Here is a 13,733-nt window from a genome sequence, read left to right as displayed (position 1 = left end):
TCTCAGCCCTTGAGCAGGCTGTTCAGCTCGCTGTACGGGAGGGAGTGCGCGAGCGCCCCGTACGTCCCGTCGGAGATCAGCTCCTCGGCGGCGCGGCGGACCAGGGCGTACGCGGCTTCGGCGACCCAGGAGCCGAGGCTCACCCGGGACACGCCGAGGGCGCCGAGGGCGGCGACGGCCGGGGCGTCGGGGCCGAGCAGGAGGTTGAGGGGCGCGTCGATGCCCTTGGCCAGCTCGGCGACGGTGTCCGGGTCGAGGACGCCGGGCACGAAGATGCCGGTGGCGCCCGCGCGGAGGTAGGCGGAGGCCCGGGCGAGGGTGTCGTCCAGGCGGGTGGCGCTCTCGCCGAAGCCGCGGAGGTAGGTGTCGACGCGGGCGTTGATGTAGAGCGGGACCCCGGCGGCGTCGGCCGCGGCGCGGGCCGCGGCCAGGCGCTCGATCTGCTCGGCGGGGTCGCGGTGGCCGTCCTCGATGTTGATGCCGACCGCCCCGGCGGCGATGACCCCGGTGACGGTCTCGCCCACTGCGGCCGGGTCGGCGCCGAAGCCGCCCTCGATGTCGGCGGTGACGGGGACGGAGACGGCGGAGACCACGCGCGCGACGAGGTCGAGGGCTCGGTCGCGGGCGAGCGCGTCGCCGTCGGGGGACCCGAGGGACCAGGCGACGCCGGCGCTGGTGGTGGCCACGGCGGGGGCGCCGGTGGCCTCGACGATGCGGGCGCTGGCGACGTCCCACGCGTTGGCGAGGGCGAGGGGGGCGGTGGGGGTGTGCAGGGCCGCGAACGCGGTGGCCTTGGCGGCGAGATCAACGTTGGTGGTCATGGGGCCAGTTCACCAGACGTGGTCTTCCCGGGCTCGCGGATTTCCGACATGTAGGTGCGGTGCGGTGCGGTGCGATGGCGTGCGGGCGCGGGGCGGGTCCGGCGCCGTTGCCGGGGCGCTGCCCCGGACCCCGCGCCTCAAACGCCGGCGAGGCTGGGAGAGTAGCGGCGGGGCTGGGAGGGTAGCGGCGGGGCTGGGAGGGTAGCGGCGGGGCTGGGAGGGTAGCGGCGGGGCTGGGAGGGTAGCGGCGGGGCTGGAAAGGGGGCGGTCAGGGGGCCAGGCCGGTTTTTGCGCCCGCGCCGCAGAGGGGGAGGACTGCGGTGCGGCCCTGGAGGGGGTCGCCGGGGGCCGAGGGGCCCACCGCGGCCCAGCAGGCCGCCGCCGTCGGCTCGACGAAGAGGCCGCGGCCGGCCAGGTCCCGCTGGGCCTCGCGAAGACGGGAGTCGGGGACGGTCAGGAAGGTGCCTCCGGACTTGCGGACCGCGGCCAGGATCTGGCGGGCGCGGGGCGGTGCCGGGATGGCGATGCCCTCGGCCAGGGTCGGCCGTTGCTCCACCGGATCGGCGTCCTCCGCGCCCGCCGCGAACGCCTGGGCCAGCGGGGCCACCGCCTCCGCCTGCACCGCGATCAGGGCCGGCGGCCTGACCCCGCGCCGGGCCAGTTCCTCCACGGCCAGCGCCGCCCCGAGCAGCAGGGTGCCGTTGCCGACGGGGAGCACCAGCGCCTCCGGGAGCCGGCCGCCCAGTTCCTCCCACACCTCGTACACGTAGGTCTTGGTCCCGTGCAGGAAGTACGGGTTGAACACATGGCTCGCGTAGAAGACCCCGGGCGCGTCCGCCGCCGTACGGGCTGCCTGCGCCGCGGCCTCACGACCGCCGGGGATCACGCGGACCACCGCCCCGTGCGCCCGCATCTGTGCCGTTTTCTTCTCCGACGTGCCCTCGGGCACGAAGACTTCGCACTCCAGCCCGGCCCGTGCGCAGTACGCGGCCACCGACGTCCCGGCGTTGCCGCTGCTGTCCGCGACGACCCGCGCCGGGGCGAGCCGCCGGGCGAGTTCCACGAGCATCACCGCGCCGCGGTCCTTGAAGGACAGGGTGGGCATCAGGAAGTCGAGTTTGGCGTGAATCCGCTCCGCCAGCGGAACCAGCGGAGTGTGTCCCTCCGCCAGCGAGACGGCGAACGCCCCCGGCAGGGGCAGTACGGACCCGTACCGCCACAGCGAATTCGGCCCCGCGGCCGGGTCCAGCACCGCGGCCGGGTCCGGCGTGAAATCGAGGTCCCAGGGTCCGCCGCAGACGGGGCACCCCCAAGGAGCAGTCCGGACGTCCGCGCGTGTACCGTCCTCTGAGCAGACGTAACCGGGGGGTGCGTGCGTCATGTGTGGAGCACCTTCGCTCGATCATGGCCGGTGTATGGCACGGATGTTACGCGGCCGTTCTTCCCTTCTGGACGCTCCCGGCGTGGGTCAACCGTTCGGAGTCGGCAGCCCGTTGGGCCGTCCGGGTTGTCATGGCCACGCTTTCGCGGCGCCGCCGCGCCCCTCGCATTGCACCACTTAGGAGGAGGACCGTCACATGCCCGTGATGCGTCACACACGCCGGAGATTCGCCGGCATCAGCGCGACCGCGGTCGTGGCCCTCGCGCTCGGATCGGCTTCCGCGCTTCCCGCGTCGGCGGTCGGCATCGGTGCACCGGGTGTCATCCAGAACGCCGGAGCCCCGGGGTCCATACCCGGCAGCTACATCGTGACCCTGAAGGACTCCGCGGCCCGCTCCACCGCCCCGAGCGGACGGGCCGTCGCGAAGCGCTACGGCGCGAAGATCGACAAGACCTACAGTGCCGCCCTCAACGGATACGCCGTCAAGGTCTCCGAGGCGCAGGCCGAGAAGCTCGCCGCCGACCCGGCGGTCAAGTCGGTCGTTCAGAACCGCACCTTCACCGTCAACACCACCCAGCCGTACCCGCCGTCCTGGGGCCTGGACCGTGTCGACCAGGGCGCGCTGCCGCTGAACCAGAGCTACACCTACCCGGACAAGGCCGGTGAGGGCGTCACCGCCTACATCATCGACACCGGTGTCCGCATCACCCACCAGGACTTCGGCGGCCGCGCCTCCTACGGCTACGACGCCATCGACAACGACAACACCGCCCAGGACGGCCACGGCCACGGCACGCACGTCGCCGGCACCGTCGGGGGCGGCGCGTACGGCGTGGCCAAGAAGGCGAAGATCGTCGGCGTCCGCGTCCTCGACAACAGCGGCTACGGCACCACGGCCCAGGTCGTCGCGGGCATCGACTGGGTGACGCGCAACGCCGTCAAGCCCGCCGTGGCCAACATGTCGCTCGGCGGCGGCGCGGACTCCGCGCTCGACGCCGCGGTGCGCAACTCCATCGCCTCCGGCATCACCTACGCGGTGGCCGCGGGCAACGAGTCCACCGACGCCTCCAAGAAGTCCCCGGCGCGCGTCACCGAGGCCATCACGGTCGGCGCCACCACCAGCACCGACGCCCGGGCGAGCTACTCCAACTACGGCTCCGTCCTGGACATCTTCGCGCCGGGCTCCGCCATCACCTCGGCGTGGGGCACCGGGGACACCGCGACCAACACGATCAACGGCACCTCGATGGCCACGCCGCACGTCGCGGGCGCGGCCGCCGTGTTCCTCTCGCAGAACCCGGCCAGCACCCCGACGCAGGTGGCCACGGCCCTGGTGGGCTCGTCCACCCCGAACGTGGTGAGCGGCGGCGGTACGGGCTCCCCCAACCGCCTGCTCCGCGTCGTCGCCCAGGGCCCCGTCCCGCCGGGCAAGCGCTTCGAGAACACCGCCGACCAGCCGGTGAACGACAACGCGACCGCCGAGTCGTCGATCACCGTCAGCGGTGTCGTCGGCAACGCCCCGTCGGCGCTCCAGGTCCCGATCGACATCAAGCACACGTACATCGGTGACCTCAAGGTGGACCTGGTCGCGCCCGACGGCAGCGTCTACACGCTGCACAACCGTGCCAACGGCGGCGACGACAACATCATCAGGACCTTCACCGTGAACGCCTCCGCGGAGACGGCCAACGGCATCTGGAAGCTGCGCGTGAACGACAACTCGGTCGGCGACACCGGGAAGATCGACTCCTGGGCGCTGCAGTTCTGAGCTGACGGGTTCCGAGCGACGGGCCTTGGGCAACAGCGGGGGTGACCGACCGGTCGGTCACCCCCGCTGCGTACTATTTCGCGCATTCGTTCGCGCCCCCGCGGGGCGCGCCCCGCGATGCCCCCTGCGATGGAGTCCACACCCGTGAGCACCCCGCCGACCCCTCCTCCCGGACCGGGCCACTCCTGGCCCCCGCCGTCCCCGCAGCAGGGCTGGGGTCCGCCGCCCGGCTACGGACAGCATCCGCCCGCGCTCAACGGCTTCGCGCTCGCCTCGCTCCTGTCCGGGCTGCTCTGCTTCCCGCCGCTCGGCATAGCCTTCGGCATCGCGGCCCTCGTGCAGATCGCGAAGAGGGGGGACCGGGGCAAGGCCATGGCGATCACCGGCCTGGTGGTCTCGGTACTGATGACCGGCGCCCTGGCCCTCACCGCGGAGCGGGTCCTCGCGGCCGTCGACGAACGGGTGGACCCGCTGAGCGAGTACGCCGACGTCGAGGGCGACCTCACGGACCTGAGCGACCTGCGGGCGGGCGACTGCTTCAACGTCCCCGGCGGGGACCTGATCGACGAGCGGCCGGTGACGTACCGGATTGACTGCGCGCAGGTGCACCACGGGGAGGTCACCGCGACGAAGGTCCTGGAGACGGCGGACGGACCCGAGACGGGCGTGTCCGACCGGGACTCCGAGGACGCGTGCTGGAAGGCCCAGGACGAGTACGCGATGGACACGTGGGCGCTGCCCGAGTACGCGGAGATGTTCTACTACGCGCCCTCGCGGCAGTCCTGGCGCCAGGGGGACCGGGCACTGCTCTGCGTGATCGGTACCACCGACGAGGAGTGGCGGGGCAGCCTGCGCCGGGACGCCGGGATGCTGAAGCCCGAGCAGTCGGCCTTCCTGCGGGCCGCCAACGCCGTCGAGTTCGTCATGAGCCGGCCCCCCGAGGACGACGTGGAGGACGCGCTGCCCCAGTACCAGACGTGGGCGCGCACGGTGAACTCGGCGCTGGGCACCGAGGCGAAGCTGTTGCAGGGGGACGTGACGCGGCCGGGGCTGGAGAAGGCGGCTCCGGCACAGCTCAAGGAGATCGAGGCGGCGCGCGCCCAGTGGCAGCGGGCCGCGCAGGCGAAGACGGCGCAGGAGTTCGACCGGCAGTGGGACCGGGCGCTCGCCGCGATGTCGGTGGAGACGGAGAAGGAACTGCGTGGCGCGTACGGGCTTTCGACGGCGATCCCGCAGTGGCTGCAGGACGGTCAGGACGACCTGGAGGAACGGGACGACGGATCGCTCGACGGCCCCTCGTCCGGGGCGGCGTGACATCGCGCGGGTAACGCACGGTAGCGGGTTTGAGTGACCTGGCTTCATCACTTCGAGTGAAACTCTGGCCCTTGCTTGCGGTATTCAACCGTCGGTTGCCAGGGTGTAGCTGTCTGTCAACCTGATGGGAGTGGCCAGTGACTTTCGGTGAGCAGCCGGCCTATCTGCGCGTGGCCGGGGACCTGCGACGGAAGATCGTCGACGGTTCTCTGCCCCCGCACGCCCGGCTCCCCTCTCAGGCCCGCATCCGTGAGGAGTACGGGGTCTCCGACACCGTGGCCCTGGAGGCGCGCAAGGTCCTCATGGCGGAGGGACTGGTCGAGGGCCGGTCCGGATCCGGCACATACGTACGGGAACAGCCGGTGCCGCGGCGGGTCGCCCGCGCCGGGTACCGCACGGGCGGCGCCTCGACGCCGTTCCGGCAGGAGCAGGCCGACGCGGGCGCGCGCGGCACCTGGGAGTCGAGCAGCGAGCAGGCGGGTGCGCCGGCGGAGATCGCCAAGCGGCTCGGCATCGAACCGGGCGAGCGGGTCATGCGCACGCGGTACGTCTTCCGCGATGCAGGGGAGGCCATGATGCTCTCGACCTCCTGGGAGCCGCTCGCCGTGACCGGCCGGACCCCCGTGATGCTGCCGGAGGAAGGGCCGCTGGGCGGCTCCGGGGTGGTCGACCGGATGGCCGCGATCGACGTCGTCGTGGACAACGTGGTGGAGGAGGTCGGCGCGCGGCCCGGACTGGCCGAGGAGAACATGCTCCTCGGTGGGGTCCCCGGGCATGTGGTGCTGGTGATCGGCCGCACCTACTACGCGTCCGGCCGGGCCGTGGAGACGGCCGACGTGGTGGTCCCGGCGGACCGCTACCGCCTGGCGTACCACCTTCCGGTGCGCTAGTCCGTCTCTGCCGTCTCTGCCGTCTCTGCCGTCTCTGCCGTCTCTTTCGGATCCCGCCGGGCCCGAGGCGCCCGGCACGTGAACCCCCGGGCGCCGTCCGGGGGTTCACGTGCGCCCGGCGCGCCGCCGTCCACCCGGCGGGTTTCGGCGCGATGGTGATCGGCTCCAGCGCCCCGGTCCCCGCGTCCCCGGACCGTTCGGTCCGCATGCCGGGACCCGCGCCCCTCTCGTCACGGCGGGGCCCGCCCCGCTCGCCCCGCCGCCTCCTCGGCGCCACCTGCGCGGACGCCCCCGGTCGGGCGGCGCGGTGGCCCCGTCCGGGCCCTCGGTGCGCCCCGTTCGGACCGGCGCGCACGGCCCGCTCGTACGCATGGCCGGATGCGTACGCCTGTGAGGTACCTCTTCGTGAAAAACCGTATCCGCTCCGTAAAGGTCGGGCGTAAGCTCGGGCATATGCGCAATGCGGTTTCCCGGGCAGATACGTCGGCGGAGGGTGAAACGCGATGAACGACAGCGGTGCCCTGCTCCCGTGGCTGGTCATACGTGAGGACGACAACGGCAACCGCTACCGGGTGGGTCGGTACGCCACCCGGGCCGAGGCCCAGAAGGTCGCCGACAGCCTCGAAGACCGAGGACACAAGCAGCTCTACTGGGTCGAGCGGATGGGTCAGACCGCCACGATGAACTGAGCGTCGCAGCACCTGACGACGCTGACATAGGCTCCGCCCATGACGGTACGAGTGGTCGTGGGCGGAGCCCTTTGTCATGAGGGGCGCCTGCTGGCCGCCCGCCGCAGCGCACCGCCGGAGCTCGCCGGACGCTGGGAACTGCCGGGCGGCAAGGCCGAACCGGGCGAGTCCGTCCCCGAGGCGCTGGTGCGCGAACTGCGCGAGGAGCTCGGCGTCGAGACCGAGCCGCTGGAGCGGATCCCGGGGGAGTGGCCGCTGCGGCCCGGCCTCGTCCTGCACGTGTGGACCGCCCGGCTGCTCTCGGGGGTACCCGCGCCGCTGGAGGACCACGACGAGCTGCGCTGGCTCGGGCCGGAGGAGCTGGAATCGGTGGACTGGCTCGACCAGGACCGGCCCGCCGTCGCCGAGGCCGGCCGCCGGCTGCGCAGGGGCGACGGCACGAGGAACGCCGGCAGCGGTAGCCGGTAGCGGCGGGGGCGCGTGACGCTCGCGGTCTAGGCCGTCTGCGCCACAGTGCGCCGGTGGGCGGCGATCGAGTGGTACGACGCCCCGAATATCGGGTATGTCGCTATTAATCCCTATCTCGTCCCCCTTTCGTCCTCGACGAACCGGATTGGGGTCGCTGCCGACCCGGGAAGTGATCGGCGTGATCGACACAGACGGTGAGTGCGCCGAGTGGGCTTTCCCCGCCGAGCCCGGTGCCGTCCGCACCGCCCGCCACGCCGTGCGCGGAACCCTGCACGCCTGGGGCCTGGAAGCCGTCGGCGATGTGACCGTCCTGCTGGTCAGCGAGCTCGTCACCAACTCCCTGCGGTACGCCTCCGGCCCCATCGGGGTCCGTCTGGAACGGCGCAATCCGGCCGTCGACAGCCCTGCGGCCGGCCCCGCCCTGCTTGTGGAGGTTTCCGATCCGCTCCCGGATCCGCCCCGCGAACGAGTCGCCGACCACGACGACGAGGGGGGGCGTGGCCTGCACCTGGTCGCCGTCTCCTCGCAGCGCTGGGGGACCCGGCACGGGAAGTCGGGCAAGACTGTGTGGTTCGAGTTGGCTCTTCCTGGTGAGTAACAAGGTGAACGGTGGTGTGTGACCTTCCGGAAACACTTCCCGGCGGCAGTCGGGGGGAGGAGCCCGGAGGAGAACGCACGACATGGCTCGAAATCATCGAGACCGTGCTGTGATCGTGAACGCCGTGCCGTCCGGGGCCGTGGTGCTGAATACTTCGGTCATGGCCGGTCCGGTTGCGGTGAGCTGGAGGGGACGGTCGCGTGAGCGAAATACCTGCGCAGGCACATCAGACCGACGTGCCGCGAGAGACATGGCACGACGCCCTGTGGCACAGCAGTCCGCCTGGCTCGATATATGACTACATAAAGGTCGCTTCCTTCTCGATCGGACCCGACGGGTTCATCGACCAATGGAGCCTGCGCGCCGAGGAACTGTTCGGGCTGACGGCCTCCCAGGCCGTGGGGCGCGACCCGGTCGACGCCTTCATGCCGCCCGAGCTGCGTCCCGACGCGCACCGCAAGGTCGCCGAGATCCTCGACGGCAAGGAATGGACGGGCCTGATCCCCTTCCGGATCCCGGGCGGGAACGGCGCGCACGGCGTGGCCGAGATCTATGTGATGCCCACTCAGACCGCGACCGCCGAGCGAGCCGCTCTGTGTGTCGTCGTGGACGTACGCGCACTGCGGCGGATCGAATCCGATCTGGCGGCCTCACAGGCGATATTCGGCCAATCCCCCTTCGGATTCCTGCTCTTCGGTACCGACCTCACCGTCCAGCGGGCCAACCGCCGGTTCGCCACCGTCTTCGGGGGCGCCGCCGAGGAGCACCGCGGCCGGACCGTGCACGACTACCTGCCCGCGCACGAGGCCGACCGGATGTCCGAGGCCCTGCGTCGGGTGCTCGACACCGGGGAGTCGGTGACCGATCTGCGGATCACCGGCGCCGCCCCCGGCAGCCGGGAGAACCGCCACTGGTCCATCAACCTCTACCGCGTGCACGGCGGCAGCGGCCGCCCCATCGGCGTGGCCGGGATCGGCACCGACGTCACCCGCCGCCACCTCGCCGCCCGCGAGGCCGCCGGAGTACGGCGCAACCTCGCCCTGCTCAACGAGGCCGGGCACCGCATCGGGAACTCCCTCGACCTGGAGACCACCGCCCGCGAACTCCTCGACGTCACCGTCCCCGGCTTCTGCGACCTCGCCGCCGTCGACCTCTACCAGGGCCTGCTGCTCGGCGACGACGACCGGCCCGCCCGGCCGCAGGGCCCGGGCGTGCCCAGCCTGCCCGGTCAGGGCCCGGCGCGGACGCCCTCGGCCGCCCTGCGCCGGGTGGCCTTCGCCTCCGCCGTCTCCGACGCCCCGCTGTCCGGTCCGGGGGCACCGGTTTCCGTCGGCGACATCCACCGCTACCCGGCCGCGTCACCGGGCGCGCTGGCCCTGCGTACGGCGCGGCCGCGGCTGATCGAGGGCGGCGGACCGGAGGACCTCGTCCAGTCCACGCTGGTCGTGCCGATGGTCGCCCACGACACGGTGGTCGGGCTCGCGCAGTTCTCCCGTACCAAGGGCAGCGAACCCTTCGGCGAACGCGACCGGGCGGTGGCCGTGGAACTGGCCGCACGGGCCGCCGTATGCATAGACAACGCACGCCTGTACCGGCGCGAGCACGAGCGGGCGCTGATCCTGCAGCGCAGCCTGCTGCCCCCCGGCGACCCGGAGGCGGCCGGCCTGGACATCGCCTGCCGGTACCTGCCGGGCAACGCCGCCACCGAGGTCGGCGGTGACTGGTTCGACGTCATCGAGCTGCCCGGGCACCGTACGGCGCTGGTCGTCGGCGACGTCATGGGCCGAGGACTGCGGGCCGCCGTCGCCATGGGCGAACTGCGGACCGCCGTACGGACCCTCGCGCTGCTGGACCTCGAACCGGCGGAGGTACTGACCGCCCTCGACGAGATCGCACGCGGGCTCGGCGCCCCCGGCGGCTCCCAGCAGGCCTCCCGGGCGGCCCTGCACTCGCGGGACGCGGACCGCTCCGAGGTCTACCTCGCCACCTGCGTGTACGCGGTCTACGACCCGGTGACGCGGCGCTGCACGATCGCCAACGCGGGCCACATGCCGCCCGTTCTGGTCGAACCCCCGGACGAGGCCGGCGTGCCGCGGCCCGCACTGCTCCTGGAGGTACCGCCCGGGATGCCGCTGGGCGTCGGCGGCGAACCCTTCGAGGAGGTCGAGGTCGACCTGCCGGAGGGCGCCCTGCTGGCCCTCTACACGGACGGGCTCGTGGAGTCCCGCGACCATCCCCTGGAGGAGGGCCTGCGCGGGCTGCGCGAGGCCCTCGCGGATCCGGTCCGCCCGCTGGAGGACGTCTGCGACCACGTGCTGAACACCCTCGACACCCGGCACGGCGAGGACGACATCGCCCTGCTCATGGCGCGGGTGCAGGGGCTGCCGGTGGACGCGGTCGGCGACTGGCAACTGCCGCGCGAGGCGCGCTCGGTGGGACGGGCCAGGGAACTGGCCCGGGCGAAGCTCCCGGCCTGGGGCCTGGAAGGCCTGCTGGACACGACCGAGCTGCTGGTCAGCGAACTGGTCACCAACGCCCTGCGGTACGGCGAGGGCGAGATCCGGCTGCGGTTGCTGCTGGACCGCACCCTGGTCTGCGAGGTCTGGGACGCGAACCTGGTCCAGCCCCGCCGCCGGCGCGCCCGGGACACGGACGAGGGCGGCCGCGGCCTCCAGCTGGTCGGCCTGCTCTCGGCGGGCTGGGGCACGCGCCGCACCCACCGCGGCAAGACGGTCTGGTTCGAACTGCCGCTGCCCGGCGCGGCGGCGGAGGCCGTCGCCGAACTCTCGGCGGAGCAACTGCTGAGCATGTACGGCTGAGCGCGGGGCCGAGGGTGCCTGCCCCGCCCCGGACCCGACGGGTCCGAGGGGCGGGCGCCCGAGGTGACCGTCAGGCGGCGCGCTTCTGCTTGAGCGCGGCGAGCCTGGACTCGACCTCCAGGGACTTCCCGAGGTCGTCCAGGGCCTCGAACTGGGCGTCCAGGGAGGAGGCGGCCAGTTCCTGCTTGCCGAGCGCCATCGCCTCCTCGCGCCGCACCTTCTCCTCGAAGCGGTTCAGGTCGCTGGTCGGGTCCATGACGTCGATGTTCTTCACCGCGTCCAGCATCGTGTTCTGCGCCTGCGCCGTCTTCGCCCGGGCCACCAGCTCGTCGCGCTTCGCCTGGAGCTCGGTCAGCTTGTTCCGCATCGAGTCCAGGCCCGACTTGAGCTTCTCCACGACCGAGGTCTGGGCGGCGATCGTCGGCTCGGCCACGGCCGCCTCCTTCTCCGACTGGATCTGCCGGCCCAGCGCCACCTTCGCGAGGTTGTCGAACTTGTCGGCGTCCCCCGCCGACCCCGCCGCCCGCAGCTCGTCGGCCTTCCTGCTCGCCGCGAGGGCCTTGCCGCCCCACTCGGAGGCCGCCTCCACGTCCTCCTTGTGGTCCGCCTCCAGCATCCGCAGGTTGCCGATCGTCGTCGCGACGGCCTGTTCCGCCTCGGAGATGTTGTTCGTGTAATCGCGGATCAGCTGGTCCAGCATCTTCTGCGGGTCCTCCGCCTGGTCCAGCAGCGCGTTGATGTTGGCCTTGGCGAGCTGGGTGACGCGGCCGAGGATGGTCTGCTTGCTCATGGTGGGTCTCTCCTGGTCAGGGCCGATGGTTGTGCAGTTCAGAAGCGGCCGCCGCCGCCCATACGGCCGCGGGTTCCGCCGCCCCCGAAGGAGCCGGGGCCGCTGCCGCCCCCGCCGCCCCCGAAACCGCCGCCTCCGCCTCCGCCGAACCCTCCGCCGAAGCCCCCACCGCCCCGGCCGCCCCGCAGGATCTCGCCGAGGATGATCCCGCCGAGCACGGCGCCGCCCGTGCCGCCGCCGGCCCGCCGGCCCGCGTACGGGTCCTGGTACGCGCCGACGTCCTGCTCCGCCAGCTGCTGCGCCTGCCGCGCCAGCGCGTCCGCCTGCTGCGCCTCCGCCAGCGCCCCCGCCGGGTCGGTCCGCGCCACCGACACCGCCCGCTCCAGGTGCCGGCCCGCCTCCGCCAGCCGGGTGCGGGCCCGGCTGCCCACCGCGCCCCGGGTGGTGGTGATGTAGTCCGTGGCCGCGCCGATCGTGCTGCGCGCCGCGAGCATGGCCTGGTCGAGCAGCGCCACCGCCCGCTGCCGCCCCGACTCCCGCTCCCGCGCCCCGGCCAGGGCCTCGTCGAGGGCCGCGTCCGCCTCCTCGACCCGGCGCAGGGCGTCGATCGGGTCGTACCGGCCGGCCGCCTCCTCCTGCCGCACGTCGGCCAGTACGGCCTCCGCCCGGCCGATCCGCCCGCGCAGGTCGGCCGTGGAGGTGCCCTCCGCGGTGCCGGCGAGCAGCCCGCGGGCGTCGGCGAGGTCGGTGTCCGTCTCGGTCAGCGCGCCCGGCAGTTTCCCGGCCGCCTCCGCCAGTTCCTGCGCCCGCCGCTCGACCGCGTCCACCAGGGTCGCCGCCTGGTCCACCGCACCCTCGGCCGCCCGTACGTGCACGGCCGCCGTACCGTTCTCGCCGGCGTCGAGGGCGGCGCGGCCCTGGCTCAGGTTGGTCGTCGCGAACAGCAGCCGGTCCTCGGCCTGTTCGGCGTTGGACCGGACGGGTGCGGACGCGGAGTCCGCGTACCGCCCGGCCAGAGCGGTCAGGGTGGCCCGCGCGGTGGCGGTGCGCCCGGTCAGGTCGCGGACGTGCGTCTCCACGGTGGCGAGGGCCTGCGGGGCGTTCTTCTCCAGGTCCCGCAGCCGGTCGAAGTCCGCCGACTCGGCGTCGAGCCGCCGGTTCGCCTCGGTGCAGCGGGCCACGATCTCGTCGAGCATCCGGCGCCGGGTCGCGTCGTCCTCCGGATAGGCGTCGTCGAGCTGCTGGCGCAGCCGGAAGGCGTGCGTCAGCTCGTCCTTGGCGTACTCCACCGCCGCGACGAAGGGGCGGGTCGGCTCCTCGCCGAACTGCGCGGTGGCGAAACCGAGTTCCTCCGTGCTGGTGCGGACCGCGTCGTCGGTCTCCACCAGCAGGGCCTTGGCCCTGGTGTCCAGCTCCGGCAGCGGGAGCCGGTCCGGCGCCCCTTCCGGCCAGCCCGGCCCGGTGGTCGTACCGCGCCCGCCCCCGGCCGCGTCCTTCCGCTTGCGGCGGGTGTACGTGTACGCCGCGAGCGCCCCGGCCGCGCCGACGGCGACCACCGGGAGCACGAAGTCACCGGCCCCGCTCTCGCCCCCGGACTTGCCGCCGGGATCCGCAGGGCCGGGGGTGATGGTCGGTACGGGTACGGGCTGCCCGCCCAGTACGGCGTTGTAGCCGTTGGCCGCGCCGATGGCGGCGCCCGCCCAGTCGTTCTGCTTCAGGGCGGGTTCGATGGCGGTCCGCGCGACGGTGGCCAGCTGCTGCTCGGTGAAACCGGAGTCGACGTCGGCCGAATAGGAGTACTGGCGGGCCCCGGTCGCCACGGCCAGCAGGACGTCGTTCTGGCCGAGGCCGTTGCGCTGCGCGGTGGCGTCGGCCCAGCTCTGGGGGGAGCGCCCGGAGAAGTCCTGTACGTAGGCGACGAACAGCTGGATCCGCCGGTCCGCGTACAGCTTGTCGAGCGCGGCGGTGACGGCGCCCTGCCGGTCGCCGAGCGCCCCGACGCGGTCGGTGATCTGCCCCTGCCGGGACAGGGTGACGGGATCCTCGGCCCACGCGGCCGGCGCCCCGGCAGCGCCCACGCCGCCGAGCACCAGCAGCGCGGCCGCGAGGCCGGTGGCAGGCGCGAGCGCGGCCCGTACGGATAGCGCGGTGGCGGTGCGTCCCTGCGTCCTGCTCCTCGGCGGCGTCACATTTGG

11 protein-coding genes are annotated in these 13,733 nt (G+C 73.2%); 7 read left to right on the top strand and 4 right to left on the bottom strand.

The annotated features are described in order from the left end of the window. Window positions 1–2: 2 nt before the first annotated feature. Together OG373_RS15065 and OG373_RS15060 are read right to left on the bottom strand one after the other, a co-directional pair. On the bottom strand, window positions 3–821 hold the full coding sequence (locus tag OG373_RS15065) for an isocitrate lyase/phosphoenolpyruvate mutase family protein (protein WP_405438789.1): 819 nt from the start codon (window positions 819–821) through the stop codon (window positions 3–5). 268 nt (window positions 822–1,089) lie between these two features. After that, complete coding sequence (locus OG373_RS15060) at window positions 1,090–2,202, bottom strand: threonine synthase (RefSeq protein WP_397729264.1); 1,113 nt, start codon at window positions 2,200–2,202, stop codon at window positions 1,090–1,092. Window positions 2,203–2,398: 196 nt separating this feature from the next. On the opposite strand from OG373_RS15060, the gene OG373_RS15055 reads away from it, so the two are divergent. The 7 genes from OG373_RS15055 (at window position 2,399) to OG373_RS15025 (ending at window position 10,748) form a co-directional block, all read left to right on the top strand. After that, window positions 2,399–3,970, top strand: coding sequence for a S8 family peptidase (locus tag OG373_RS15055; protein WP_405438787.1), 1,572 nt, complete (start codon window positions 2,399–2,401; stop codon window positions 3,968–3,970). A gap of 144 nt (window positions 3,971–4,114) precedes the next feature. Continuing rightward, on the top strand, window positions 4,115–5,284 hold the full coding sequence (locus OG373_RS15050; protein WP_405438785.1) for a DUF4190 domain-containing protein: 1,170 nt from the start codon (window positions 4,115–4,117) through the stop codon (window positions 5,282–5,284). Between the two features lie 137 nt (window positions 5,285–5,421). Beyond that, window positions 5,422–6,174 (top strand): GntR family transcriptional regulator, encoded by a 753-nt coding sequence (locus OG373_RS15045; protein WP_397729261.1) that lies wholly within the window; start codon window positions 5,422–5,424, stop codon window positions 6,172–6,174. A 503-nt stretch (window positions 6,175–6,677) separates the two neighbouring features. After that, window positions 6,678–6,863, top strand: a complete 186-nt coding sequence (locus OG373_RS15040) for an SPOR domain-containing protein (RefSeq protein ID WP_397729260.1) — start codon at window positions 6,678–6,680, stop codon at window positions 6,861–6,863. 39 nt (window positions 6,864–6,902) lie between these two features. After that, window positions 6,903–7,331, top strand: a complete 429-nt coding sequence (locus OG373_RS15035) for a (deoxy)nucleoside triphosphate pyrophosphohydrolase (RefSeq protein ID WP_405438783.1) — start codon at window positions 6,903–6,905, stop codon at window positions 7,329–7,331. 169 nt (window positions 7,332–7,500) lie between these two features. Then, window positions 7,501–7,929, top strand: a complete 429-nt coding sequence (locus OG373_RS15030) for an ATP-binding protein (RefSeq protein WP_397729258.1) — start codon at window positions 7,501–7,503, stop codon at window positions 7,927–7,929. Between the two features lie 209 nt (window positions 7,930–8,138). Next, on the top strand, window positions 8,139–10,748 hold the full coding sequence (locus OG373_RS15025; RefSeq protein ID WP_397729400.1) for a SpoIIE family protein phosphatase: 2,610 nt from the start codon (window positions 8,139–8,141) through the stop codon (window positions 10,746–10,748). A 70-nt stretch (window positions 10,749–10,818) separates the two neighbouring features. Here the strand turns inward: OG373_RS15025 and OG373_RS15020 are convergent, their stop codons facing one another. Next, window positions 10,819–11,538, bottom strand: coding sequence for a PspA/IM30 family protein (locus OG373_RS15020; RefSeq protein ID WP_405438781.1), 720 nt, complete (start codon window positions 11,536–11,538; stop codon window positions 10,819–10,821). A gap of 38 nt (window positions 11,539–11,576) precedes the next feature. Continuing rightward, window positions 11,577–13,727: a TPM domain-containing protein gene (locus tag OG373_RS15015; protein ID WP_405438779.1), complete on the bottom strand. Its 2,151-nt coding sequence runs from the start codon at window positions 13,725–13,727 to the stop codon at window positions 11,577–11,579. Between the last annotated feature and the right edge of the window lie 6 nt (window positions 13,728–13,733).

The sequence above is a fragment of the Streptomyces avidinii genome (genome assembly GCF_045161815.1).
Taxonomy (GTDB): domain Bacteria; phylum Actinomycetota; class Actinomycetes; order Streptomycetales; family Streptomycetaceae; genus Streptomyces; species Streptomyces avidinii.
Note: the sequence above shows the minus strand (reverse complement) of the source record. Positions and strands in the feature narration are given on the sequence as shown.

What these genes read in the sequence shown, in the direction of transcription:
- OG373_RS15065 (WP_405438789.1), bottom strand. Translation starts at nt 821, where the DNA reads ATGACCACCAACGTTGATCTCGCCGCCAAGGCCACCGCGTTCGCGGCC.
- OG373_RS15060 (WP_397729264.1), bottom strand. Translation starts at nt 2,202, where the DNA reads ATGACGCACGCACCCCCCGGTTACGTCTGCTCAGAGGACGGTACACGC.
- OG373_RS15055 (WP_405438787.1), top strand. Translation starts at nt 2,399, where the DNA reads ATGCCCGTGATGCGTCACACACGCCGGAGATTCGCCGGCATCAGCGCG.
- OG373_RS15040 (WP_397729260.1), top strand. Translation starts at nt 6,678, where the DNA reads ATGAACGACAGCGGTGCCCTGCTCCCGTGGCTGGTCATACGTGAGGAC.
- OG373_RS15035 (WP_405438783.1), top strand. Translation starts at nt 6,903, where the DNA reads ATGACGGTACGAGTGGTCGTGGGCGGAGCCCTTTGTCATGAGGGGCGC.
- OG373_RS15020 (WP_405438781.1), bottom strand. Translation starts at nt 11,538, where the DNA reads ATGAGCAAGCAGACCATCCTCGGCCGCGTCACCCAGCTCGCCAAGGCC.